Annotated in this window: 26 protein-coding genes and 1 other RNA gene; 10 read left to right on the top strand and 17 right to left on the bottom strand. The window is 70.8% G+C overall.

The genetic code is table 11. The features are described from left to right. Window positions 1–26 precede the first annotated feature (26 nt). Together B9Y95_RS04930 and B9Y95_RS04925 are read right to left on the bottom strand one after the other, a co-directional pair. Window positions 27–1,994: a hypothetical protein gene (locus B9Y95_RS04930; protein WP_085510831.1), complete on the bottom strand. Its 1,968-nt coding sequence runs from the start codon at window positions 1,992–1,994 to the stop codon at window positions 27–29. A 105-nt stretch (window positions 1,995–2,099) separates the two neighbouring features. Further along, window positions 2,100–2,285 (bottom strand): hypothetical protein, encoded by a 186-nt coding sequence (locus tag B9Y95_RS04925; RefSeq protein ID WP_064293764.1) that lies wholly within the window; start codon window positions 2,283–2,285, stop codon window positions 2,100–2,102. 34 nt (window positions 2,286–2,319) lie between these two features. Here B9Y95_RS04925 and map point away from each other — a divergent pair, with 34 nt between their 5' ends. Continuing rightward, window positions 2,320–3,222: a type I methionyl aminopeptidase gene (map, locus tag B9Y95_RS04920; protein WP_085510830.1), complete on the top strand. Its 903-nt coding sequence runs from the start codon at window positions 2,320–2,322 to the stop codon at window positions 3,220–3,222. Window positions 3,223–3,231: 9 nt separating this feature from the next. Beyond that, entirely contained in the window at window positions 3,232–4,008 is a 777-nt protein-coding gene (ppgK, locus tag B9Y95_RS04915) for a polyphosphate--glucose phosphotransferase (protein WP_085510829.1), read from the top strand. 246 nt (window positions 4,009–4,254) lie between these two features. Here ppgK and rnpB read toward each other — a convergent pair. From rnpB to B9Y95_RS04895, 4 genes are all read right to left on the bottom strand, one after another. Then, window positions 4,255–4,621, bottom strand: an RNA gene (gene rnpB / locus B9Y95_RS04910) — RNase P RNA component class A. A 71-nt stretch (window positions 4,622–4,692) separates the two neighbouring features. After that, window positions 4,693–5,430 (bottom strand): zinc ribbon domain-containing protein, encoded by a 738-nt coding sequence (locus B9Y95_RS04905; protein WP_085510828.1) that lies wholly within the window; start codon window positions 5,428–5,430, stop codon window positions 4,693–4,695. 44 nt (window positions 5,431–5,474) lie between these two features. Next, window positions 5,475–6,290, bottom strand: a complete 816-nt coding sequence (locus tag B9Y95_RS04900; RefSeq protein WP_085510827.1) for a Nif3-like dinuclear metal center hexameric protein — start codon at window positions 6,288–6,290, stop codon at window positions 5,475–5,477. A 36-nt stretch (window positions 6,291–6,326) separates the two neighbouring features. Next, window positions 6,327–6,944 (bottom strand): LysE/ArgO family amino acid transporter, encoded by a 618-nt coding sequence (locus B9Y95_RS04895; protein ID WP_085510826.1) that lies wholly within the window; start codon window positions 6,942–6,944, stop codon window positions 6,327–6,329. A gap of 68 nt (window positions 6,945–7,012) precedes the next feature. Between B9Y95_RS04895 and B9Y95_RS04890 the strand changes: the two genes are divergently transcribed. The 3 genes from B9Y95_RS04890 to B9Y95_RS20620 all read left to right on the top strand — a co-directional run bounded on the left by B9Y95_RS04890 (window position 7,013) and on the right by B9Y95_RS20620 (window position 8,640). Further along, window positions 7,013–7,912 carry a LysR family transcriptional regulator ArgP gene (locus B9Y95_RS04890; protein WP_085510825.1) on the top strand — a complete coding sequence of 300 codons (900 nt, stop codon included), beginning with the start codon at window positions 7,013–7,015 and terminating at the stop codon, window positions 7,910–7,912. A gap of 63 nt (window positions 7,913–7,975) precedes the next feature. Then, window positions 7,976–8,395 (top strand): organic hydroperoxide resistance protein, encoded by a 420-nt coding sequence (locus tag B9Y95_RS04885; RefSeq protein ID WP_064293757.1) that lies wholly within the window; start codon window positions 7,976–7,978, stop codon window positions 8,393–8,395. 80 nt (window positions 8,396–8,475) lie between these two features. Continuing rightward, the gene (locus tag B9Y95_RS20620) at window positions 8,476–8,640 is read left to right on the top strand and encodes a hypothetical protein (RefSeq protein WP_159453330.1); all 165 of its coding nucleotides are present in this window, start codon (window positions 8,476–8,478) and stop codon (window positions 8,638–8,640) included. Window positions 8,641–8,654: 14 nt separating this feature from the next. On the opposite strand, the gene B9Y95_RS04880 is transcribed toward B9Y95_RS20620, so the two are convergent. From B9Y95_RS04880 to B9Y95_RS04870, 3 genes are all read right to left on the bottom strand, one after another. Further along, the gene (locus tag B9Y95_RS04880; protein WP_085510824.1) at window positions 8,655–8,894 is read right to left on the bottom strand and encodes a hypothetical protein; all 240 of its coding nucleotides are present in this window, start codon (window positions 8,892–8,894) and stop codon (window positions 8,655–8,657) included. Between the two features lie 133 nt (window positions 8,895–9,027). Next, a complete protein-coding gene (locus B9Y95_RS04875) occupies window positions 9,028–9,954 on the bottom strand; it encodes an aldose 1-epimerase family protein (RefSeq protein WP_085510823.1) in 927 nt (308 codons plus the stop codon). Between the two features lie 10 nt (window positions 9,955–9,964). Beyond that, entirely contained in the window at window positions 9,965–11,263 is a 1,299-nt protein-coding gene (locus tag B9Y95_RS04870) for a kynureninase (protein ID WP_085510822.1), read from the bottom strand. 71 nt (window positions 11,264–11,334) lie between these two features. On the opposite strand from B9Y95_RS04870, the gene B9Y95_RS04865 reads away from it, so the two are divergent. Further along, window positions 11,335–11,979, top strand: coding sequence for an FMN-dependent NADH-azoreductase (locus B9Y95_RS04865; RefSeq protein WP_085510821.1), 645 nt, complete (start codon window positions 11,335–11,337; stop codon window positions 11,977–11,979). Between the two features lie 90 nt (window positions 11,980–12,069). Continuing rightward, window positions 12,070–13,641: a molybdopterin-dependent oxidoreductase gene (locus B9Y95_RS04860; protein WP_085510820.1), complete on the top strand. Its 1,572-nt coding sequence runs from the start codon at window positions 12,070–12,072 to the stop codon at window positions 13,639–13,641. A gap of 24 nt (window positions 13,642–13,665) precedes the next feature. On the opposite strand, the gene B9Y95_RS04855 is transcribed toward B9Y95_RS04860, so the two are convergent. The 4 genes from B9Y95_RS04855 to B9Y95_RS04840 all read right to left on the bottom strand — a co-directional run bounded on the left by B9Y95_RS04855 (window position 13,666) and on the right by B9Y95_RS04840 (window position 16,769). Continuing rightward, on the bottom strand, window positions 13,666–14,442 hold the full coding sequence (locus B9Y95_RS04855; protein WP_085510819.1) for an SGNH/GDSL hydrolase family protein: 777 nt from the start codon (window positions 14,440–14,442) through the stop codon (window positions 13,666–13,668). Between the two features lie 45 nt (window positions 14,443–14,487). Continuing rightward, on the bottom strand, window positions 14,488–15,531 hold the full coding sequence (locus tag B9Y95_RS04850; protein ID WP_085510818.1) for an LLM class flavin-dependent oxidoreductase: 1,044 nt from the start codon (window positions 15,529–15,531) through the stop codon (window positions 14,488–14,490). Window positions 15,532–15,581: 50 nt separating this feature from the next. Continuing rightward, on the bottom strand, window positions 15,582–15,917 hold the full coding sequence (locus B9Y95_RS04845; RefSeq protein ID WP_148071496.1) for a hypothetical protein: 336 nt from the start codon (window positions 15,915–15,917) through the stop codon (window positions 15,582–15,584). A 192-nt stretch (window positions 15,918–16,109) separates the two neighbouring features. Beyond that, entirely contained in the window at window positions 16,110–16,769 is a 660-nt protein-coding gene (locus B9Y95_RS04840; protein WP_234993964.1) for a ThuA domain-containing protein, read from the bottom strand. Between the two features lie 210 nt (window positions 16,770–16,979). Here B9Y95_RS04840 and B9Y95_RS04835 point away from each other — a divergent pair, with 210 nt between their 5' ends. Further along, on the top strand, window positions 16,980–18,335 hold the full coding sequence (locus B9Y95_RS04835; RefSeq protein WP_085510817.1) for an O-acetylhomoserine aminocarboxypropyltransferase/cysteine synthase family protein: 1,356 nt from the start codon (window positions 16,980–16,982) through the stop codon (window positions 18,333–18,335). Then, on the top strand, window positions 18,332–19,663 hold the full coding sequence (locus tag B9Y95_RS04830; protein WP_085510816.1) for an LLM class flavin-dependent oxidoreductase: 1,332 nt from the start codon (window positions 18,332–18,334) through the stop codon (window positions 19,661–19,663). The genes B9Y95_RS04835 and B9Y95_RS04830 overlap by 4 nt, the downstream gene beginning before the upstream one ends. A gap of 12 nt (window positions 19,664–19,675) precedes the next feature. On the opposite strand, the gene B9Y95_RS04825 is transcribed toward B9Y95_RS04830, so the two are convergent. Then, the gene (locus B9Y95_RS04825) at window positions 19,676–20,662 is read right to left on the bottom strand and encodes an NAD-dependent epimerase/dehydratase family protein (RefSeq protein ID WP_085510815.1); all 987 of its coding nucleotides are present in this window, start codon (window positions 20,660–20,662) and stop codon (window positions 19,676–19,678) included. Between the two features lie 111 nt (window positions 20,663–20,773). Continuing rightward, window positions 20,774–21,196, bottom strand: a complete 423-nt coding sequence (gene arfB, locus B9Y95_RS04820; protein WP_085510814.1) for an alternative ribosome rescue aminoacyl-tRNA hydrolase ArfB — start codon at window positions 21,194–21,196, stop codon at window positions 20,774–20,776. A gap of 79 nt (window positions 21,197–21,275) precedes the next feature. Here arfB and B9Y95_RS04815 point away from each other — a divergent pair, with 79 nt between their 5' ends. Continuing rightward, the gene (locus B9Y95_RS04815) at window positions 21,276–22,283 is read left to right on the top strand and encodes a diacylglycerol/lipid kinase family protein (protein ID WP_234993963.1); all 1,008 of its coding nucleotides are present in this window, start codon (window positions 21,276–21,278) and stop codon (window positions 22,281–22,283) included. Between the two features lie 7 nt (window positions 22,284–22,290). Here B9Y95_RS04815 and B9Y95_RS04810 read toward each other — a convergent pair whose 3' ends face one another. Together B9Y95_RS04810 and B9Y95_RS04805 are read right to left on the bottom strand one after the other, a co-directional pair. Continuing rightward, on the bottom strand, window positions 22,291–23,007 hold the full coding sequence (locus B9Y95_RS04810) for a cyclodeaminase/cyclohydrolase family protein (protein WP_085511067.1): 717 nt from the start codon (window positions 23,005–23,007) through the stop codon (window positions 22,291–22,293). 24 nt (window positions 23,008–23,031) lie between these two features. Next, complete coding sequence (locus B9Y95_RS04805) at window positions 23,032–24,042, bottom strand: LacI family DNA-binding transcriptional regulator (protein ID WP_085510812.1); 1,011 nt, start codon at window positions 24,040–24,042, stop codon at window positions 23,032–23,034. Window positions 24,043–24,075: the final 33 nt, after the last annotated feature.

The following is a 24,075-nucleotide window of genomic DNA, read 5'->3' as shown; positions in this document are numbered from 1 at the left end:
CGCTCCGGTCGTGGGCGATCCACGGCTCACCACCAGGCGAGGACGAAGAGTGCGGTCCAGCCGGCCGTCGCCGCCCACAGCAGTGAGAGGGCGGCGATCCGCAGCCGCGATCCACGGTGGGCCCCTTGCCAGACGGGCACCAGCCCGAGGCAACTCACGAGGAGGGCGATGGAGAGCCACGGCAAGGCGGCGGGCACCCCGACGAGAGCGATCGCCGGACTCGAAGCAGCGGCACGGACGAGCACGACGGCTCCGCCGATCGCCCACGTCGCTCCGAACACCGGAGCGATCCCCAGCAGGAGACCGTCCTGGACCGGCTGGCGCCGAAGCGCCTGGGTGATCAACCGGTAACCCCACGCCACGGACCATCCGATGGCCACGAGCCCGAACAGGATGGGCAGCACCAGCAGCAACCACCTGCCGCCGGCGTCCGACGAGGTCTGCTGGGCCCACCGCGGGCTCGCCGCGACATCGGCACGATCGACGACGGCGACGGCCGCGTCGTCGGTGTCGCAGAGCGCCGCCCGATAGCTCGCCGGATCACTGAGCCACGCGCGCATCGCGACCCGTGCGCACCCACTGCTGACCGATGGGACGGCTCCCGACCCGGGGAAGACCGCCACGAGGGCGTCCGCCGTGCCGTCGGCGACGGGGACGGCGAGGGCGGCGGCCTGTTCCGGGGCGCCGACCACGAGGACCGACGTCCCGATCGCTCCCGGTGACGGCGTCGCACCCACGGCGAACGAGGAGCAGGCAGCGGCCGCGACGTCCTCCAGCAGCGTCGGCGCGGTGACCTCCGCGTCAGAGCGTTCGATCGACCCAGGCCAGCCGGTCGTCGAACACCCGAGCACGCGGTCGAGGATGCCACCGGGGTCGGCCAGCTGGGCGATCGCATCGTTCGCCACGGGATCCAGCACCGTGCTGTCGCCGTCCGCGACCGAGCTCAGGAGCACCGGGAGTGCCGCCTGGGCGGTGGGTTCGGACAACGCGTGTGAGGCGATCGCCAGGAGCGCGTCGCCACCGAGGGTGATCGGCCGCGGTCCGGAGGTGCGGTGCGGTTCGGCGACGAGCGCATCGGTGGCGGCGGTGAGGATCCCGGCCGAACGTGAGACCTCGGAGCGCGCGGTGTCCGGGGTCGCGGACTCCGGTTCCTCAGCGGCGGCGGCCTGTGGTGCCGCCGGCGGGGACGGAACGGGACCCGGCGGCTCGATGCCGCGCGCACGGACGACGGCCAGGGCGGCCGCCACACCGCCCGCGGAGACGATCCCGGGTGCACCCAGGTCGGGGCCGTCGAGCACGACGCCGTCGACACCACCCGGATCGACGTCGGGGGCCGCGAGGGCCACGCCGGCCGACGAGCCCACGGCCAGGATGGTCCATCGTGTGTAGCCCAGCTGCTCCCGGAGGTCGCGGAGGTCCGCCGCCGCGGGGGCGACGCCGAAGTCGCTCGGCACGACGCCGTCCTCCTGCCAGGCCGCGGTGCAGGAGGCGACGGCCGTGCCGACCGCGGCGATGCGGGTTGCACGGTCCCCATCAGCGCCGAGCGAGGCGCGGATGGCGGCGGTCGCCGGCGCACAGTCGAGCGACGGTGTGGCGTCGCGACCGCCCCGGCGTTCGACGAACACCACGTCGCGGTCGGCGGCAAGCCCGCCCTCGACCGCGAGCTGCTGGATGTCGAGCGTCGAGAGCGCCGTCCCGCCGGCGAGGTAGACGAGCGGCGGTCGCCCGGTCTCGAGGGCGGCCGGTACGAGCACGTACGGCAGGGTGGCCTCCGCCGAGTCCGGCACCGCGCGCGACAGGGGCACCGTCAACACGCCGCAGCGGGAACCACCGGGCACCGCGGTGACGCACTCGGCGGTACTGACCTCGGCGGCGACCGTCGGCGCTGCACCGGCTGGCGACGTCGGCATGAGGAGGAGTCCGAGGGTGAGGGCCGCGACGGCACCTCGTCCGACGGCGATCGGTCGCCTCCGTGGACGGTCGATCCTGTGCATGTTCCCCCCCGCTCGAGCTTCATCGCTCGGCCCATCCTGGCGGATCGCACCACGCCTGCGGAAGAGGGCTGACACGCAATCCGCTCGCGTTGCGAGCCGGGTGGCTCAGTCCTCGGCAGCCTCGTCGGCGTCCCACTTCGCGCTGTTGGCGCGCAGTCGCTCGAGTGCGTGCGAGGCCTCCGCAGCCGTCTCGAATGGACCGACGCGGTCGACGACACTCGACTCGAAGCCGAACTCGACCTGACCGGTCTTCGTGTTGTACCAGTACTGCTCGGATGGTTCCTTCGCCACGGCGCGTCTCCCCTGCTCGGTTAGGCTTGATCCTATGCCTTTCGACACCGCAGGTCACCTGATCCCCGGTCGCGTCGGCCGCCCCCGATCGGTGCCGGAGACGATCGTCCGCCCCGAGTACGTCGGCCGCGCCGCACCGGCCACCGACACCCGGGGCGACCTGTACTCGGCTGAGGAGATCGAACGCATCCGGGTCGCCGGGACCATCGCCGCCGATGCGATCCAGGCCGTCGGCGCGGCGGTCCGTCCCGGGGTGACCACCGACGAACTGGACGCCATCGGACACGCGTTCGTCATCGGTGAGGGCGCCTATCCGTCGACGCTCGGGTACCGCGGCTACCCCAAGTCGATCTGCAGTTCGGTCAACGAGGTCGTCTGCCACGGCATCCCCGACGACACCGTGTTGCGCGAGGGCGACCTCGTCAACATCGACATCACGGCCTACGTGGACGGGGTGCACGGCGACAGCAACGTGACCTTCCTCGTCGGCGACGTCGCCGACGACACCCGTCTCCTCGTCGAGCGCACCCGGGAAGCTCTCAACCGCGGCATCAAGGCCGTCGCCCCCGGCCGGCAGATCAACGTCATCGGTCGTGCGATCGAGTCCTACGCGAAGCGGTTCGGCTACGGCGTCGTCCGCGACTTCACGGGCCACGGCGTCGGCCGGTCCTTCCACTCGGGGTTGATCGTCCCCCACTACGACGCCGCGCCGCTGTACGACACGGTGATGGAGCCGGGCATGGTGTTCACGATCGAGCCGATGCTCACGATCGGCTCCCCGGACTGGGAGCAGTGGGACGACGACTGGACGGTCACGACCCGCGACCGGTCGTTGACCGCTCAGTTCGAGCACACGCTCGTCGTCACCGAACGCGGGGCCGAGGTCTTGACCCTTCCGAGCACGATCGACACCGCCGCAGCGCCCGCGGCGCTCTAGGCTGGACGCATGACGAACGCAGCTCCCCGGTCCGCCGTCGGCATCGATATCGGAGGGACCGGCATCAAAGGTGCGGTCGTCGATCTCACGACGGGTGCCCTCCTCACCGATCGGGTGAAGATCCCCACGCCGAAGGGCGGCGAGCCGAAGGACATCGTCGTGACGGTGCGCGAGGTGCTCGAGCAGCTGTCCCCGGCCTCGGACGGACTCCCGCTCGGCGTCTGCTTCCCCGCGATCGTCCGCAACGGCCGGACGATGTCCGCGGCGAACGTCTCCGACGCCTGGATCGGCCTCGAAGCCGAGCAGCTGTTCGAGCAGGGCCTCGGGCGCGAGATCACCTTCGTGAACGACGCCGACGCGGCCGGATACGCCGAGACCGAGTTCGGGGCGGCCAAGGGCGCCAGCGGTCTCACGATCCTGACGACCCTCGGCACCGGCATCGGCACGGCGCTCATCTACAACCGCACGTTGATCCCGAACGCCGAACTCGGGCACCTGGAGATCGACGGCAAGGACGCCGAGACGCGGGCGTCCTACGCGGTCAAGGAGCGCGAGGACCTGAGCTGGGAGAAGTGGGCCAAGCGCCTCCAGAAGTACTACGAGCGCCTCGAGTTCCTCTTCTCGCCCGATCAGTTCGTGGTGGGCGGCGGCGTGTCCAAGCACGCGGACCACTTCCTGCCGCTGCTGAAGCTCGACACCCCGATCATCCCCGCCGTGCACCGCAACAACGCGGGCATCCTCGGCGCAGCCGCGCTCGCCGCCGGCCCCGCGGAACGCATCGCCTGAGCGCTGCGGGACGCTGCGGCGGTTCCGTCGTCGCTTCCGTCGCAGCGCGAGAAGCGGGGCATTGGGTGTGAACGGGTCGACCGGTACGCCGGGTTCTGTCCCACGCTTGCGCGGGTGTCGCAGTACGGCTCGACGCAGTCGCGGCCGTGCTGGGGTGTGAACGGGTCGACCGGTACGCCGGGTTCTGTCCCACGCTTGCGCGGGTGTCGCAGTACGGCTCGACGCAGTCGCGGCCGTGCTGGGGTGTGAACGGGTCGACCGGTACGCCGGGTTCTGTCCCACGCTCTCGCGTTTGGACGGCCATCTCTCTCGGGACGACGTTGCCGCCGCCCTCTAGCGGTCTACCCGGGAACTTGGCGAGCAGCCTCAGCGTTCCCTGTTGACCTTGCTCCGGACGAGGTTTACCGAGCCGACCGGGTCACCCCGGTCGCTGGTGGGCTCTTACCCCACCGTTTCACCCTGACCGTGGTCGCCCACGGCGGTCTGTTCTCTGTGGCACTGTCTCGCGGGTCACCCCGGGTGGGTGTTACCCACCGCCCTGCTCTGTGGAGCCCGGACGTTCCTCGGCACCGACACCCGGAGGTCTCGGTGACGCGACCGTCTAGCCGGCCCGTTCACGGAGACGAGTCTACCGGCCCGTGACAGCGGCCGCGGACCGCCGGTGTCGTGCAGCCCGCGTCCGGCTCAGATGAGGCCGGACTCGTCCGTCCGGACGACGATCGCGGCGCACTCGGGGCACTGCACGACCTCTTCGGACGGTGCGGCGCGGACGGCCTGGAGGTCGTTGCCGGTGAGCGACATCTTGCACGCGCCGCAGGTGCCGGCGCGGAACAGTGCTGCACCGATACCGCCGCGGGCGCGGCGCTGGTCGTAGAGGGCCAGGAGGTCGGCGGGGATGCCGGGTGCGAGTGACTCGCGGTCGGCGGTGAGTCGTGCCCGTTCGGCCTCGAGTTCGACGAGTTCGGCGTCGCGCTTGGTGACGACCTCGTCGAGGAGTTCCTGGAGTCCGGCGCGCTCGGCGTCGACCTGGGCGACGGCGTCCTCCGCGGCCTCCACCCGCTCCATGACGTTCAGCTGGATCTCCTCGAGGTTGTTCTGCCGGTTCTGCAACGAGGCGATCTCGCTCTGCAGCGCCTCGACGTCCTTGACGGAGGTGGACGACTGGAGACGGTCGGCGTCGCGCTTCATGCGGGCAGCGACGACGGCGACGTCGGACTCGATGCGCCCGAGCTCGGTCTGTGCGTCGTCGCGGACGCCGACCCGCTCCAGGCGACGGAGGCGGACGGTCTCGATCTCGGCCTGGAGCTGCGCGATGCGCGCGGCCTCGGGGAGGTTCGCCGCGCGGTGGGCGGTGCGCTGCACGCCGGTGTCGATGCTCTGCAGGGTGAGCAACGTCTTCTGGTCTGCTGGGCTGGCTTTCACGTCTGTTCCAAACTCTCGACTCATCACCCTACCGGCCGCGCCGACTACTGGGTGACGACGAAGTCCCACGGGTCGGTGCGCAGCTCGCTGACCCGCACGTCGAGTCCCGGGAGCTCTCGTCGGAGCGCGTCGGCGGCCCCCTCCAGCCACAGCCACTCGCTCGCCCAGTGGGAGACGTCGACGAGGGCCGGCCCGCCGCCGAGGAGTGCCTGTTCCCGGGCCTCGGACGCCGGGTGGTGGCGGAGGTCGGCCGTGATGTACACGTCGGCCGCGCGAACCGCGGGGTGGGCCAGGAGCGAGTCCCCCGCTCCCCCGCAGAGCGCGATCCGCCGGACGGCCTGGTCGTACTCCCCGGAGGCACGGACCCCGGTGGCAGTCGCCGGCAGGATCTCGGCGAGGGCACGTGCGAGCGCGCCGAGCGTCGTCTCTTCCGGGAGGTCGCCGACCCGACCCAGCCCGGTCAGGCCGTCGGGGGCGGGGACGATCGGTGTCGCGCCGCGCAGGCCGAGCCGCTGCGCGAGGACGTCCGAGGTCCCGTCGACGACGACGTCGGCGTTGGTGTGGGCGGCGATGAGTCCGGCGCCGCCGCGGATCAGCCGTGTGATGAGCGACCCCTTGTACCGGTCGCCCGCCACGGTGGTGACACCACGCATCAGCAGCGGGTGGTGGACCAGCAGCAGACCGTCGGGGCGCTCGAGCACCTCGTCGACGGTCACGCCGACCGCGTCGACCGCCAGGAGCACCTGCCCGACCGGCTGGTCCGGGTCGCCGACGAGGAGCCCCGGGGCGTCCCAGTCCTCGGCTCCGGACAGTGGCCAGAGGCGCTCGACGACGGTGTTGACCTCACGCAGGGTTCTCATCACCCGGCAATCCTAACCAGGCATCCTCGAGCACGCTCAGGGGCGCAGGACGAGCATGATCGCGAGGGCGATCATGACGACCGCGATCGCGACGTCGAGGATGCGCCAGGCCACGGGCTTCGCGAAGACGCCGCGGAGCAACCGAGCGCCGTACCCCAGAGCGGTGAACCACAGGATGCTCCCGAGGACCGCGCCGGCGGCGAACCACCACCGCTCCACCTCCCCGTGCGTGTTCGCGATCGAGCCGAGGAGGAGGACGGTGTCGAGGTACACGTGGGGGTTCAGCCAGGTGAGGCCGACCACGGTGAGCACCGCCGCCCTGAGCGAGAGGCCGTTGCCACCGCGGTCGGCGGCGAGACCGGACGGGGCGAGCGCACGGCCTGCGGCCAGGAGACCGTAGCCGAGCAGGAAGGCCGCGCCGGCCCAACGGAGGACGACGAGGACCACGGGGAACCGCTCCACGACGAAGCCGATGCCGCTGACACCGGCGATGATGAGCACCGCGTCGGAGAGTGCGCACACGAGGACGACCGGCAGGACGTGCTCGCGCCGGATGCCCTGCCGGAGGACGAAGGCGTTCTGGGCGCCGATGGCCACGATGAGTGAGAGGCCGAGGCCGAGGCCCGCGATCGCGGCCTGCAGTGCGGAGGTCATCCTCCGACCGTAGGAGGCGCAGCATGATGAATCCAGTTCAATATTCTGATGAATCATAAGATGTTCTTATGATGGACTTCCACTTCGAGCAGCTGCGGGCCTTCGTCGCCGCCGTCGATCACGGCACCTTCGAGTCGGCCGCCCGGGAGTTGATGGTCACGCCGTCGGCGATCAGCCAACGCATCAAGGCTCTCGAGCAGAGCGTCGGACGGGTCCTCCTGCTCCGGACCAAACCGATCACCATCACGGCGTCAGGTGAGATCGTGCTCCGCCTCGGCCGCGCGGTGCACTTGCTCGGTCACGACGCGGCGCTGGAGTTGCACGCCGACGACGCGCTCACGCCGTCCACCCCGGCGGTGATCCCGATCGTCGTGAACGCCGACTCCCTCGCCACCTGGCTGCTGCCCGTGCTGGCGGACATCGCAGCGCAGGAGTCGATCGTCTTCGACCTCGCTCGCGAGGACCAGGATCATTCGACCGACCTCCTCCGTGCGGGCAGCGTCATGGCCGCGGTCACGTCGAACGCCGAGCCGGTCCAGGGCTGTACGGTGCGGCCTCTCGGCCGGATGCGTTACCGACCGATTGCGGCACCCGCGTTCGCGACGCGCTGGTTCGAGGACGGTGCGACCGCCCAGGCGCTCACCGCAGCACCCGTCGTCGTGTTCGACCGGAAGGATGATCTCCAGGACGCCTACCTCCGACGACGTGGCGTCGACCCCGCCGACCCGCCGCGGCACCATGTTCCGGCCTCGGCGGACTTCGCGACCGCCGTCGGCCTCGGTCTCGGCTGGGGCATGCTCCCGGACGCGCAGTCCGACGCGCCGCTGCGCCGGGGCGAACTCGTCGTGCTCGACGAGACGGGCGGCGTCGACGTCCCGTTGTTCTGGCAGCAGTGGCGACTCCACTCCCGGCTGCTCGAGCTCGTCACGACGGCTGTGGTCGACGCGGCTCGATCCACACTGCACTGAACGACTGCCGAGAGGTCCCGGAGAAGGTGCACCGGGCACGCACGACGGTGCAAGGATGGAGCAATGGATATCGCGTACACAGCAGTTGCCCATGCCACCGGAGGCGGACGAGACGGACACGTCCGCAGTGAGGACGACCTCCTCGACTTCGACACCCGTCCCCCGAAGGAACTCGGCGGCAGCGGCGAGGGCACCAACCCCGAGCAGTTGTTCGCCGCCGGTTTCGCCGCGTGCTTCCTCAGCGCCCTCCACGCCGTCGGGCGCACCGCGAAGCTCGACACGAAGGACGCCGAGGTGTCGGCGAGCGTCGGCATCGGATCGAACGGTGAGGGCGGCTTCGGCCTGGCCGTCGAGCTCGACGTCTACGTGCCGAACGTGACGCACGATGAAGCGCAGCAGCTGGCCGACCAGGCGCACCAGGTGTGCCCCTACTCGAACGCCACGCGCGGCAACATCGACGTGACGGTGTCGATCGTCGACTGACGAAGCTCCCGCCCGCAAGGGCTGTCGATCGTCGTGTCCGCCGGTTACGCTGGCGGGCACGACGATCGAGAGGAAGCATCATGTCTGATTTCGGAGCGGTCGAAGGTATCCGCGACGAGGGCGCCGCAGCCATGCTGCCCGGGCTCCCGGACGCCGTGGTCGAGGACGAGACGCTGGACGATGACGCGCCCGCTGAGGACGCAGCCGACGAATCCGGAACGGGCCTCGCCGGCTCAGGTGCCTGACGACGGGATCGAGCTCAGCGCAACATCGACGCGGCGATGACGCCGACGATGCCGAGTTGCAGCGCGAGCACGATGCCGATCGTGATGAAGAGCGTGCTCCAGAGGACGATGTTCCCCAGGAGGACGCCCACGAAGGCCCCGAACCGTCCGCGCGGTCGATCCGTCGGCCGCGCCACCTGAAGCCGCTCGGTCTGCGCGACCCGGGGCGCGGACAGGGTGAAGAGATTCGGGCTGGTGTCCAGGTGCGTGGTCATGCCACAAGTGTCCGTCGACGCCCAGGGGCGGCACATCGGACGCCGGGGCGATCATCGCCCCCGCGGCGTCATCCTCTGAGCTGATCCTCCTCCGCCCGTGGGACGGTCGACCGTCCGCCGAACGGCGTGCCGGTCACACCCGTGTGAGTCGGATCCCCCAGGACAGCGACCACCGCTCGTCGGGGTCCAACCACCGGAGTCCGGTCCCGCTGTTCAGCGCGTCGGCGGGGGCCGTCATGGGCTCGATGGCGACGGCCTGCGTCGGTCCGTCTGCCGACGGGAAGTTCTTCGGCGTGTAGACCTGGACGAACCGGAAGTCGTCGTCCGCCCAGAGTTCGACGGTGTCGCCGTCCGGTGCGGTGAGCCGGTGTCGGATGGCACCGTCGACCTGCTGGACCGAGCCCAGGCCGACGTCGATCGAGAGGTCGCCCACGCGAGCGCCCGAGCGCAGGTCGTACGGTGTCCCGTCGACGGGGCGGGAGGCGACCGGGATGCGCTGCTCGTCCGTCTCGAACCAGGTGTCGGCGGCCACCGTCACGGTGAGGTCGGAGGTCGGCACGTCGCCGAGCGCCAGGTAGGGGTGAGCGCCGACGGCTACCGGAGCGGGGCGACTCGACCGGTTCACGATGGTGTGGGTCACCCGGAGGCCGTCGTCGTCCAAGGTGTAGGCGACCGAGGTGTCGAGGCGGAACGGGTAGCCGTGCTGCGGGAACACCGAGGCGAGCAGGGTCACCGCGTGATCGGTGTGATCGCCCGCCCGGTATCCCGTGTTGCGCAGGAGACCATGGGAGGCGTTCCCGGTCGCCGCCTCGGTGACGTCGAGCTGCTGCGGTTCACCGTCGAGCGTCCACCGGGCATCGCGGACGCGGTTGGGCCATGGCACGAGCACCATCCCGCACCCCATCGGGGCGACGACGTCCTCACCGAAGGACTGCACGAGGGTGCGTCCGCCGACCGTCAGTTCGCGGAGTCCGGCGGCGAGTTCGGTGACCGTCGCTCGGACCTCGCCCTGCGGACCGGCGCGGTGGAGACGGTACTGGGTTCCAGAGGCAGCGGGCATGCCGCCAAGCCTACGACGGACGTCCGCCAGGCGGGGTGGAGCCGTGTGAGGCCGTCCACCGATGGACGGCCTCGGCGATCCGGATCAGCCCGAGTTCGAGCTCGGCGAAGCCGGAGCTCAGGGGTGCGACCCCGATGCGGAGACCGTCCGGGTGCCGGAAGTCGGGGATCACGCCCGCATTCCAGAGCAGCGGGGTGATCTCGCGGAACGACGGGTGGCCGAGCGTCACATGGCCACCGCGACGCGCCGGGTCACGAGGGGTCATCACCCTGACACCGGAGTCCGCGAGGTGCTCGTCGGCCCAGGAGATCGCGAACGTGGTGAGCGCCACGGACTTCGCGCGGATGGCCGCGACACCGGCGGACTCGATGAGTGTCAGTGAGTCCTCGAGCGGCAGCATGCCCACGATCGGCGGCGTTCCGCTGAGGAACCGGCGCATCCCGACGGCCGGCTGATAGGCGTCGGCCATGGCGAAGACGTCGGCGGCGCCCATCCACCCCTGGATGGGCTGGAGGAGCCGGTCCTGATGGCGCGCCGCGACGTACGCGAACGCCGGAGCACCGGGCCCGCCGCCGAGGTACTTGTAGGAGCAGCCCACCGCGAGGTCCACGCCCCACGCGTCCAGCTCGATCGGGACCGCACCGGCGGAGTGGCACAGGTCCCAGAGGACGAGTGCGCCCGCCTGATGCGCGATCGCGGTCAGCTCCTCCACGTCGAGCAGCGCTCCGGACCGGTAGTCGACCTGGCTGAGCACGACGAGTGCGGTCTGCTCGCGGACCACCTCGCGCAGCTGGTGCGCGGCGACACCGTGGACCGGGTCGGCGTCGATCCATCGGACGCGCAGACCGCGTTCAGCGGCGATCCCCTCGATCACGAAGCGGTCCGTCGGGAAGTTCCCCGCATCGATCACGAGCTCGTCGCGCCCAGCGGCCCCTCCGGCGGACGACGTCGCGTCGACCGCCGCGCGGATCAGCTTGTACAGCAGCACGGTCGTCGAATCGGCGACGACCGTCTGGCCGGTCGCGGCGCCGAGCACGACCGCTCCCAGGCGGTCGCCGAGCGTCAGCGGCAGCTCGAACCAGCGGTCGTCCCACGAGCGGATGAGCCTCGTCCCCCACTCCTCCGCGATGAACGACTGCAACCGCTCCGCCGTGGCCCGCAACGGACGCCCCAGGGAGTTCCCGTCGAGGTAGGCGACGACGCCCTCGGCCGGGACGAACGCCGCGCGGTGCTTCGCGAGCGGGTCGGTCTCGTCGAGGACGCGTGCGTCCTGGCGAGCGGACGTGGTGGGGGCTGCGGCGTCGACCATCCTGCGACGGTAACCGCCACCGGTGCGTGCCGCAAGGAAGCGGACGGGACCCGGCTTGCTAGCGTTGCCGCATGCCCACCCTCCTGCACCTCGACTCCTCCGCCGATCTCGACACCTCCCGGTCCCGCCGGCTCTCGCAGGCCGTCGTGGACGCCTGGTCGACCGCCGACCCCACCGGCGTCGTCGTCCGCCGCGACCTGCACCTGGATCCCGTCCCCCACCTCGCCGACGCGAGTCTCCACTGGGCGCCGGCAGACCGCCGCCCCGGTGCGAACCCGCCCGCCGAGGCCGAGGCGCTCCAGCGCGTCCTGCTCGACGAGCTGCTCGGCGCCGACATCGTCGTGATCGGCGCGCCGCTCTACAACTTCTCGATCCCCTCGTCGCTCAAGGCGTGGATCGACCACATCCATGTGCCTGGTGTCACCTCCGCGGACACGGGAGCGCTCACCGGCAGGCCGGTCGTCATCGCCACCAGCCGCGGGATCGCCTACGACGCGGGTAGCCCGACCGAGGGCTGGGATCACGAGGTGCCGGCGCTGCGGACGCTGTTCGGTGGAGCGCTCGGCATGGACGTCCACGTCATCACGACGAGTCTGACCCTCGCCGACCGTGACCCGGCGCTCGCAGCGCAGCTCGAACGGAGCGAGCAGGAGTTCGCCGAGGCCCTCCGGCTGGCGTCCGAGACGGGACTGCGGCTGGCCGTCTCGACGGCCTGACCGCCGAGGCGACGGGCGGCCGGCGGATCCGACCCGTCTGATCCGGGCAGTGCTCCGAACTCCTGTCGAGCCACGATCAGGGAGAAGCACATGCCATCGAAGCACCAGACCGGCACCACGCGGAGCGGACGACGTCTCGTCTGGTTCGCGGCAGCACTGTCCGGCATCGTCGCAGCAGCGGTGTTCCTCGCGATCGCCGAGCTGGCGGCGCTGTTGTTCGCCCGCGGCAGCAGTCCCCTCCTCACCGTCGGATCGTTCGTCATCGACATCGTCCCGCGGTGGGCGAAGGAGTTCGCGATCGAGACCTTCGGTGGCAACGACAAGATCTTCCTCCTCGTGAGCCTCGGGGTCGCCGTCGTGGTCGCCGCGGCGATCGCCGGGGTCCTGCAGCAGATCCGTCCACCGCTCGGTGTCGTGGTCCTCATCGCGGCCGGCGTCTTCGCCGGTGCGACGACCGTCACCCGTGCCGGTGCCACCCCGCTCGCCGTCGTCCCCGTGATCCTCGGTCTCGCGGCCGGCGTCGTGATCCTCATCCTCCTGAGTCGTCGCCTGCCGAAGCGAGCCGCGAACGGTTCGGACGACGAGCGCGCGGCGTTCGACCGCCGGGGCTTCTTCCGCGTGGCCGGCATCGCGGCGGCCGGTGCCGTCGTCGTCGGCGTGGGCGCACGCCTCGTGAACGTCACCACCTCGTCGATCACGGCCGTCCGCGACGCCCTCAAGCTCCCGGCGCCGAAGTCGACCGTCACGATCCCCGACGGAGCCGAGGCGGACGTCGACGGCCTCAGCCCGCTCTTCACGCCGAACGACAAGTTCTACCGCGTCGACACCGCGCTGACCGTGCCGACGGTCGACCCGGCCACCTGGACGCTCACGATCGACGGCATGGTCGGCGAGCAGGTGCAGATCACCTTCGAGGAGCTCCTCGCCATGGGTCTCGACGAATACGTCATCACCATGACCTGCGTCTCGAACGAGGTGGGCGGCAACCTCCTGGGCAACGCGAAGTGGCTCGGCATCCCCGTGCGTGACGTCCTCAAGCGGGCGATGCCGGACTCGAAGGCCGACATGGTCCTGTCCACGAGCGTGGACGGCTTCACGGCGAGCACGCCGATCGAGTCGCTCACCGACCCGAACCTGGACGCGATCCTCGCCGTCGCGATGAATGGCGAGCCGCTGCCGCTCGAGCACGGCTTCCCCGTTCGCATGGTCGTCCCGGGCCTCTACGGCTACGTGTCGGCGACCAAGTGGCTGACGAAGCTGACGGTCACGACCTTCGACAAGGACGAGGCCTACTGGACCCCGCGTGGATACGACGCGAAAGCGCCGATCAAACTCTCCTCGCGGATCGACACGCCTCGCATCGACAAGCAGCTGCCGGCCGGACCGGCGAAGATCGCGGGCGTCGCCTGGGCGCAGACGGTCGGGATCGCCAAGGTCGAGGTCAGCATCGACAACGGCGACTGGCAGAGCGTCAACCTCACGACCGCCATCAACGACGACACCTGGGTGCAGTGGTGGATGGACTGGGAGGCGACCGCCGGTACGCACTACGTCGCCGTCCGTGCGACCGACAAGGCCGGGAACCTCCAGATCGAGGAGCAGGCGCCGATCGCTCCCAACGGATCCTCCGGTTGGCAGCGCACGCTCGTCCGCGTCGGCTGATGATCCGCGGCTGACCGGTGCCGGTCAGCCGCGGGTGTCGACCGGCTGCAGCTGGGCGATCTTCGGTTCGCGGCCGTCACCGGAGGAACGTCCGGTCAGGCGGCGCCCGATCCAGGGCAGCACGTGCTCGCGGTAGTAGGCCGCGGTGCGGCGTTGACGCGGACCGGGCGGCGCCGCAGCGACGTCGTCGATCCCCCACTCCTCCGGGACCGGCACGTCGAGCGCCGTCAGCACGTTGCTCGCCACCCGGGCGTGGCCGAGGGCGTTGAGGTGCAGGCGGTCCACCGACCAGTACCGGAGGTCGGCGAGCGTCCGATCGGCCCAGTTGTCGACGAAGGTGACCCCCTCGCGCGGATACCGCACCCGCACGGCCTGGGCCAGCTGCTCGCCGCGGCGGGCGAGGAGCGAACCCATCGGGATGTGGGCCGAGGGGTTCGCCCCGCTCAGCAGCAGCACGTGGGCTCCACCGGCACGCAGGCGTTCGACCGCACCGTCCAAGCGGTCGGCGACGCCGTCGATCGACACCCGCGGGCGCATGATGTCGTTACCGCCGCCGTTGAAGCTGACGAGGTCCGGACCCATCGCGATCGCACGGTCGAGTTGTTCGTCGAGGATCGGCAGGAGCTTCCGACCGCGGATGGCGAGGTTCGCGTAGCTGACGGTCTCCGTGGACGCCCGGGCGAGGCCGAGGGCCACGAAGTCGGCCCACCCGCGGAGGGTGCCGTCCTCCCGGAGATCCCCGTAGCCCTCGCTGAAGCTGTCGCCGATGGCCACGTACCGTCTGAACCCGTGCTGCGTCATACCTGCACTGTACGCGCGACCGGAAGTCGTCTCCGACCGGTCCGCTCAGGCCGGACGGGACTCCCCGTCCGCGGCCGGTCGCCAGCCGAGGGCGGGCCCGAGTGCGCCGGCGATGTCGGTGAGCAGCTGCGTGTAGTCGTCCGGTTCGAGCGTGAACGGCAGGGCGAAGGCGACTTCGTCGACCTCCTGGAATCCGGCGTGCTCGTGTAGCCGTTCCGCGATCTCCGCACTGCTGCCGACGAGATCCTCCGCGAAGAGCATCCGCCGCGGTCCGTGGGCGACACCGACCCGGTGCCGTCTCGACTCGACGTACTCGTGGTACCGGGCGCGTTGGGACGCGGTCGCGGAGTCCGTCGGGATGACCACCAGCCCCTGTGACACGCGGGCCCGCTCACCCGCCGGGTGGAGCTCTCGGAACCGACGGACCTGGGCGGCTTGGTTCGCGGCGAAGTCCGTCGTGCCGTCCTCGGCGGCGATGACGCTGCTCGTGAGCAGGTTGAAGGAGTGCTCGCCGGCCCAACCGGCCGACCGCAGGCTGCCTGCTCCGTACCAGAGCCGCTCCGCCAGACCGTCGGCATGCGGCTCGACCCGTGAGGAGTAGTCCTCCTGGCCCTCACGACCGGCGCTGTCACTGACGACGTCACCGCGGATGAAGGAGCGGAGGCGGAGGACGCGGTCGTAGCCGAGGTCCTCCTGGTCGAGCGTCGACGGATAGATCGCGTGCTTGAACGCGTCGAACCGCATCGGCTCCCCGGTGCTGAAGCCGGGAAGCAGTCTGCCTCCCGAGAGGACGTCGACCGTGCCCAGATCCTCCGCGAGCCGGAAGGGGTTCTCCGCGCCGAGCGGTGTGACCGCGGTGCCGAGCGCGATGCGCTTCGTGCGCTGCGTCGCGGCGGCGAGGACGGCGACCGGTGAGGAGATGCCGAACTGCAGGTGCCGGTGCCGCAGCCAGGCACTGTCGAACCCCAGGCGTTCACCGAGCTCGATGAGCTGCAGGGTCGCCTCGTGCCCGGCCGCCGGCTCCTCGGGGTCGAACAGGCCCATCGTGAGGAAGCCGAGTCTGCGGAGCGGTGCTGAGGATCGGGCCATGCATCGACTCTACGACGCCGCCGGAGCCGGATCTGCCCGCGCCGCGGGTGTCAGCTCGGCGACCCGGCCAGCACGGTGAACATGGCGCCGAGGCTTCCGAGGATGAACAGCATCGTTCCGAGCTGCATGGTCAGCGACTTGTTCCGTGACGCGGTCGGGACGTCCACCTCGAGGATCGGACACCCGGACCAGCCCAGCAGGCCGATGCTCAGACCCACGATGACCGAGCAGCACCACCACACCACGCGGAGTCCCTCGGCGAGGACGGCCGGCCGCCAGCCAGAGCTGAGGAGGAGCCCGAGGACGATCGCGGTGCTCCCGACCGCGACGCCGAACCAGACGGTTCCGGTGCGCATGATGCGCTGGACGTTGTTCTCAGGTGACATGAGGTCCTGTGACACGTGGTGCGGCTTTCTCGAGGTTCCGGTTCCTGATGCGGGCCGCGGCCGGCGATCATGGTCGCTCGCAGCCCCGAACAGGAGCATAGACCCGCTCAGGACGCCCGACTCCCGTTCGACGGGGGCTTGCGCCGACGGGGGTCGCGACACAGACGAGGCCGGTCGGGGATGCGTGACGGATCACGCAGACGGTGCCCGGGCCGCCCACCGTGCCAGCGCTGCGAGCAGGGCACGGTGCTCCGCTGAGGCGTAGGAACGCTCGTCGTGTCCGAGGGCGTCGACGGCGACGCGCGAGCGTCCCGCTTCGCGCACCCAGACCGCGGGGAACCGCTCGCCGTCGACGTCGTGCTCGGCGACGGTGGTGCTCCGACCGACGGGTTGCAGCTGCAGGTACTGTTCGTCGTCCACCGGGATGTCGCCGAGTGGTCCGCCTGCTGGGGACGCCAGGCCGCGGACGACGGTCGGCCCCATCGGCGGATGCCAGGACACACCGGGCAGCCAGAGCGCCCCGATCGTCGGCGCCCAGTCCGGGTAGTCGCGGAGCGAGGCGAGCGCCGCATGCATCGCGAGCACACCGACACCCCGACCGAGCGCCTCCGCGAAGCCGTCGATCGCGGCGGCAGGCGTTCGGCCCTGGTCCTCGGACCGCCACGGGTCGCCGGCGTTGACTACCAGGAGCTCCACGCCCTCGAGCCTCGTCATCGCACGATCGACGTCCTCGTCGATCTCGACCGCGAAGCCGGCCGTCTCCAGGACCTCGGCGATGAGCGGGCTCGTCTGCGCGTACGGGTGCCACGGATCCGCATACCGACCGCTCCCCGATGCGATGAGTGCTTTCACGGTTCCCCCTCGTCCGATCCGTCGGCGCCGGTCACCGTGTCCGCGGCCGACGTCTCTCCAGGGTACGGGCCTCCCCCGACGGCTGCGTCGCCGGCCGATTGTGTCCGCGCATGTCGTCGTCACCTGCGCCCGACCTGGTGCCGACCGTAGAGTGCCTGTCACCGACGCCGGGGCGTCGACGACGGCCGAGCTGACGGAGAGGACGAGGCGATGCACGAGCGGGACCGAGGGGGCTTCAGCACCCGACAGCTGCACGCCGGTGGTGCACCCCATGCGCCGCTCCAGCCACGGGCTCTGCCGATCTACGCGAGTGCCGGGTTCGTGTTCACGGACTTCGATGAGGCGGAGCGGCGGTTCGGACCGGACCCTGGTGGGTACAGCTACAGCCGGGTCGGCAATCCGACGATCGACGCCGTCGAGCGCCGGCTCGCCGCATTGGAGGGTGGTGTGGACGCGCTGCTCCTCGGCTCCGGACAGGCGGCCGTCGGCGTCGCCCTGCTCTCCCTGCTCGAGGCCGGCGACCATCTGCTCACCGCGCCGAGTCTGTACGAGGGCTCGCGCAGCCTCTTCACGGAGAACTTCGGTCGGCTGGGAATCACCTCGAGCGAGGTCGCCGATCCGCTCGACGCCGACGCCTGGGCGCGTGCCATCCGACCCGAGACGCGAGCGATCTTCGTCGAGTCCATTCCGAACCCCCGCAACGACCTCACGGATCTCCGTCTCGTCGCCGACGTGGCGCATGCGCACGGGGTCCCGCTCGTCGTCGACAACACCTTCGCCACGCCCTACCTCCTGCGTCCCATCGAGCACGGCGCCGACATCGTCGTGCACTCGGCCAGCAAGTTCCTGGCGGGCCACGGCACCGTGCTGGGCGGGGTCGTCGTCGACGGCGGCACGTTCGACTGGACCGCTCGCGCAGACCGCTACCGACACCTCACCTCGCCGCTCGCCGCGCTCGGCGGGCTCAGCCACGTCGAGGCGGACGGGCGTGCCGCTCTCGCCGCCTACGCACGGGCATCGGTCGCGCTGCGTCTCGGCCCGACGCCGTCGCCGTTCAACGCGTTCCTCATCGCACAGGGCATCGAGACGCTGTCACTCCGCGTCCAACGGCAGAGCGACAACGCCCTCGCCCTCGCGACGTGGCTGGCAGGACGGACGGAAGTGGCCTCGGTCGACTATTCGGGGCTCAGCGACAGTCCGTTCCGCGGCCTGGCGGATCGGTACCTGCCGGATGGACAGGGATCGGTGTTCTCGTTCACCCTGCACGGCGGACGGGACGCAGCACGCACGGTCATCGACCACGTCGGCCTGTTCACACGGATGACGAACCTCGGCGACGTCCGGTCGCTGATCCTCCACCCGGCCTCGACCACCCACGCCCAGCGTTCCGCCGAGCAGCTTGCAGCGAGCGGCATCGGCCAAGGACTCGTGCGGATCTCCGTCGGCATCGAGGACGTCGCCGACCTCATCGCGGACCTCGCCTCGGCGTTCGACGCGCTCCCGGTCCGGGAACCGTCGACGAGCACCGGCGCGAGCGTCACGGCGGACGAGGCGGTCGCCGCGTGAGTGCCCGGCAACGCTTCGGCTGGTTCCTGTCACGTGGGTTCGGTCCGCACGGTTGGGGGCACCCGTACCTCGACTGGGACTACCGCTGGCAGGAACCCGCCCTCTACCAGCAGGCCGTGCGCGAACTCGAGCAGGCAGGTCTGGACCTCCTGATCATCGAGGACGCCCTGTCACTGGGGAACCCCGAGACGCTCGACCTCCGCATCCGCGGCGCCTACGGCGGGCCGAAGCACGACCCGCTGAGCCTCGCCCCGTTCCTCTTCTCGGTGACGGAGCGCATCGGCATCATCCCGACCGTGAACCCGTTGCAGCTGCCGCCGTACCAGGCGGCACGGCAGTTCGCGACCCTGCAGCACCTCAGTCGCGGACGGTTCGGGGTGAACGTGGTGACCGACGTCGGCAGCAGTCGGCACTTCGGTGAGCCGGTCGTGCCGCACGACATCGCCTACGAGCGGGCGGAGGAATGGCTCGACGGCGTGCGCGCGCTCTGGCGGAGCTGGCGACCCGGCGCGTACGTGGGCGACACCGCCTCCGGACGCTTCGCCGACGGCCGCCACCTCGACCGCGTCGAGCATCGCGGCGCACACTACGACTTCGACGGGCCGCTCAACGCCCTCCCCTTCGACGAGGATTCCGGTGGGGAGCCCGTCATCGTGTCGCCGGGCTCCTCGCCGCGAGGGCTCGCCTTCACCGGACGACAGTCGGACGTCCAGCTCGCCCTCGCGCCGCTCGACATCCAAAGCCTCCGCGCGTACCGGAGGCGGGTCCTCGACGCCTCGGCTGCCGTCGGTCGGGACACCCCTCCCGCGATCCTGTTCGTGTTCAAGCCCGTCATCGTGTCGAGCAGTGCCGAGGCCGATCGACTCGTCGCGGCCTCGGAACAGCCGGACGATGAGACGCTGCGCTCCGTCGCACTCGCGTGGTCGAGCGACCTGGAGACGGACCTCACCGCGCTCGACCTCGACCGCCCGGTGGACCCGGCTGTCTTCGGTGACCACGTGTCGCGCGGCAGCCTTGACGCGTTGCGCGGCCAGCACGAGTCCTTCGCGGCGGCGACGCTCCGGGAGCTGCTCGTGCCCAAGGCACGCCTCGGGCGCATCATCGACGGCAGCGGTGTCGTCGGCACGGCGGCTGAGGTGGCAGACCACATCGAACGCGCCGGCAGTGAGGCGGACAACGACGGGTTCATCTTCTCGGGTGACCTCCACCCGGTGACGGTGCACCGCATGCTCGACGAACTCGTACCGATCCTCCGGCGCCGCGGGATCCTTCAGCGTCCGAAGGTCGACGCACCGCACGGACTCCGGAGCTCGTTGCGGGCCCCCTGACCGGTTCCGCTGTCAGCGGTTCGTCTGCAGCGCTGCTCGTGGTTCTGGCAGGTCCAACTCCCCGCGGGCGACGAGCGAACGGACGGACTCGAGCACCGCCTCCGTCGAGGTGTAGGCGGGTTCGTATCCGAGTAGCGACCGTGCCTTGTCGATCGACGCGCAGTGGCTCCGTACCAGGTGCTCCCAGGTGGTGTCGGCGTGCTCCGTCGGTGTCTCGGCTCGGAACTGCTCCCAGGTCACCGACTCGAGCTCGGCCGAGCGTCCGAACCAGCCGGCGACGACGTCGGCGTAGCCGCGGACGGTGACCGCGGCGGCCGAGGTCACGTTGAGGTCCTCGCCGGCGACACGATCCCGGTTCGCGACGGCGAGCTCGAACGCCTGCGCGACGTCGTCGGCGTGCACGTGGTGCAGCAGCTCGGCACCGAGTCCGGGGATGCGCAGCGGTGAACCGAGTGCGAGGGTCCGCCAGACCCCGAGGTCGAGGTTGCCCAGCGGGTTGATGGGCGCCCACCCCGGTCCGACGATGTGCCCGGGATGCAGGGAGGTCGTCACCAGTCCTCCGTCGGCGGTCTCCTGCTGGAGCAGCCGGGCGATCTGATCCTTCTGGACGCCGTAGTCGCCGAACGGCGCCGTAGCGGAGCCCTCGACGATGGGGACGGACGCGCTGGGACCGTAGCGCCAGATCGATCCGCAGTGGAGCAGCTGGCCCGTGTTGCCGCGCAGTCCCTCGACGAGTGCCTGCGCTGCGGCGACCGTGAAGCAGACCAGGTCGATGACGACGTCCGGACCGAGGTCCGCGATGCGTCGCGCGAAGACACCGTCCCGGTCCTCGGCCTCCCGATCGGCCCGGATCCGCTCGACCTGGTCCCACTCGCGCGCGTCCGTGTACGGCGACCGATCGCCGCGGCTCACACTCACGACCTCGTGGCCGGCCCGGACGAGTCGCGGGACGAGGAAGGTGCCGATGTGGCCGGTCCCGCCGATGACGACGATGCGCATGGTGTTCCTCCGTTCGCGCACGACGACGGCGTCGACGGGTGCGCTCTCCGGGAACGCTAATGGACCGGACCGTCCGACGCACGCCCTTGCGGGAGGCTGCGTTGTGACCCGCTAGTCGTCGGAGGGACGTCGTCGTTGCTGTTTGGTGGCGCTCCGCTGCTGTTTCGCCGCGAGGTGGCGTCGCGCCGATCCGCGGGTCGGACGCGTGGGCCGGCGAGGTGGTGCCGGCGGCGCGAGGGCCGACCTGATGCGTGTCGCGAGCGCTTCGAGCGCGAGTTCGCGGTTCCGGAGCTGCGATCGCTCGCGGGAGACCGTCACGGTGATGGCTCCCCCGACCAGCCGGGCGCCGAGCCGCTCGAGCAGTCGGTCGCGCTGCTCGTCGGTGAGGACGGCCGACTCGGCCACACTCCACGTCAATTGGACCCGGCTGTCGGAGGTGTTCACGTGCTGTCCGCCCGGACCGGACGACCGGGAGAAACGCCACTGCAGCTCGGCTGCTGGGATCGTCAGTCCGGGCGACACCTCGAGGTCCATGGGGCAAGCGTCTCACGAACCCTCGGCACGGTTCGCGTCCACCGCTGGTTCCGTGCCGGTGCCTCCTATCCTTGACGCTGTGAACAATGCACCAGCCGAACGCGGACGTCGACGCGCAGCCGTCGTCGTCAATCCCTCCAAGGTCGACATCAAGGTCCTCCGCTCGGTCGTCGCAGCCGCTGAATCGACGCACGGACTGGCACCCTCCACCTGGCACGAGACGAGCGCTGACGACGATGGCCGGGGTGCGTCCGCGGCCGCGATCGCCTCGGCCCCCTCGGTCATCCTGGTCGCGGGAGGCGACGGGACGCTGCGGGTCGCCGCCGAGGCCATCGCGTCGACCGGCATCCCCCTCGGGCTGGTCCCGGCCGGAACGGGGAACCTCTTCGCCCGAGCGCTCGGTCTGCCGTTGGGCGACCTCAGGCGGTCGGTCGACATCGCCTGCTCAGGGCGTGACCAGGTGGTCGACGTCGGCCAGGTCAGTCTCGGGCGCAGCGACGGCACGAACCGGGACGAGGTCTTCCTCGTCATGGCCGGCATCGGCCTCGACGCGCACATGGCCGGCCACACCAATGAGCGGCTGAAGCGACGGATCGGTTGGCTCGCCTACTCCGACCCGATCGCGCGGAGCATCATCGGCAACCGGCAGTTCGACCTGCACTATCGACTCGACGACCGTCCGGAGGCGGCTGCGCGAGCGCACACGATCATCGTCGGCAACTCCGGCACGCTCACCGGCGGGGTCCTGCTGCTCCCCGAGGCCGTCGTGGACGACGGTCTGCTCGATGCCGTGATGCTGCGCCCTGGCAAGGGTCCGGGTTGGGGGAACATCGGCTACCGCCTGACGTTCAACCGGATGCTGCACCGCACGCGGTTCGGCCGGCTGGTCGGACGACTCTCGCCGAAGGCACGCGCGATCAGCTACGCACAGGCTCGGACGATGCACCTCCGACTCGAGGAGCCGCAGGAGATCCAGCTGGACGGCGACTCGCACGGTTCGGTGATCTCGGTCTCGCTGACGAACCTGCACCACGCCCTGATCGTGCGGGTTCCGAGCGGACCGACTGTGCGCCCCGGCGGGCGCTGACCACCGGCTACGACGCCGCGTCGGTGGGAGCGGCCTCGGAGTCGATCGACGCCGCGAGCCGGTCGATCCGCTCGAGGGCGCGGTCGAACACGGCGACGAGTTCCCACAGGCGCGGCTCGTCGGCGCGGACCTCCTCGAGGGAGGCGTGTGCGCTGCGGACCGAACCGAGATCGAAGCTGACGTTGGTCCGCGCTCCCGTGATCGCGGCGCGGAGTGCGCCGATCGCCACCGCCACATCAGCGATCAGCGCCGGGTTGCCGTGCTCGGTCAGCCAGGCGAGATCGTCGATCGCGTCGACGGCATGCTCCCCCAGCCGCGCCGAGGCCGCGGCAGCCTCGATCGATGCGGCGCGGATCGCCTCGTCGCGTTCGACGCCGGGTGCCAGGTGGAAGGCACTGCCGAAGGCCCGCGAGGCATGGGCATCCTCGTCGGCCAGACGCAGCGCCACCTCGGAGCGGGCCTCGGCGCGAGCGTGGAGTGCGGCGATCGTCGCCTCGACCTCGACCTCGACCTCGGTCGCGGCCTGCCCGTTCGCGACCTCGGTGGCATGCGTGGCTCGGGTGTAGCCGGCGACCATCGCGGTGAGGCCGGCGGCGATCGCCAGCATGAGTCCGGATGCGGCCCCGCCGCCGGGGTTCCCGGTCGCCGTGCCGAGCGCCTGCATCCACGTCGACACGCTCGAGTGGTCCGTCGACACCTCGTCGGTGTCCGATGATCCCGTCATGGCGACCATTCTCCCGCGTCCGCGTCAGCTCGACGCGCGGACGATGAGTTCGGTCGGGAACTCCGCCCGGTCCCCCGGATCCGTTCCGGGCTCCGCCTCGAGGACGAGCTGGACCGCACGCGCGGCCATCGCGCGCATCGGCTGTCGCACGGTCGTCATCGGCGGCGGCATCAACCTGGACTGCGGGAGGTCGTCGAAGCCGACGACCCGGATGTCGTCGGGGATGCGGAGCTGCAGTTCTTCAGCGGCGCGGTAGACGCCGTAGGCCATCTCGTCGTTGCAGCTGAAGACGCCGATGGGGAGCCCGCCCTGCCTGAGGAGCTTGCGCACGGAGACGAAGGCGCTCTCCGATGACCACGGCGACGAGATCTCCTCGACCGTCGCTCCGTCGGCGTGCCGCTCGACCGCCGCTCGGAAACCGGCCTCTCGCGCACGACCGAACCGGTACTTCGGCCGGCCGGTGATGATGAGGAACCGACGTGTCCCCCGCCTGGCGAGATGCCGACCCGCGTCGAAGCCGCCCTGCCAGTCGGTGGACCCGACGCTCGGCAGACTCCGCGCCGGCTCCGCACGCGGATCGAGGAGCGCGACGGGGATGTTGGCCGAGGCGAGGATGTCGAGCTGCGAGACGTTTGGACGGATGAGGCACACGACGACACCGGCCGATCCCCGCGCACGTGCCCGACTGGGCCAGTCGTCGACCATCGACTCGCTCTCCGGCGTGAGCACCAGGTCGTAGTTCGCCGCAGCCGCCGCCCGCCGCACGCTCGTCACGACCGTGTTCGCCCAGGGGTCGTCCCACTGACTCATCGCCAGGTCGAGCAGGCGCGGGACCGAGCGAGGTCGGCCGCGACGTTGTGCTGCGCGGTCGTACCCGAGGTCGTGCGCTGCAGCGAGGATGCGGTCCCGGGTGTCCGGGGATGCATGGCGCTTCCCGGCGAGCACCCGGGAGACGAGCGACACCGAGCAGCCCGACCTCGCGGCGACGTCCGCGAGCGTCACGCTGGAGTCGTCCTGCTCCGGCGTCGTCGTCATGGCTCCATGCTCCCGCATACCGGGGCGCTGTGC

This window comes from Plantibacter flavus (assembly GCF_900177615.1).
GTDB classification, from domain to species: Bacteria; Actinomycetota; Actinomycetes; order Actinomycetales; family Microbacteriaceae; genus Plantibacter; species Plantibacter flavus.
This window is presented reverse-complemented; position numbering and strand designations above follow the sequence as displayed.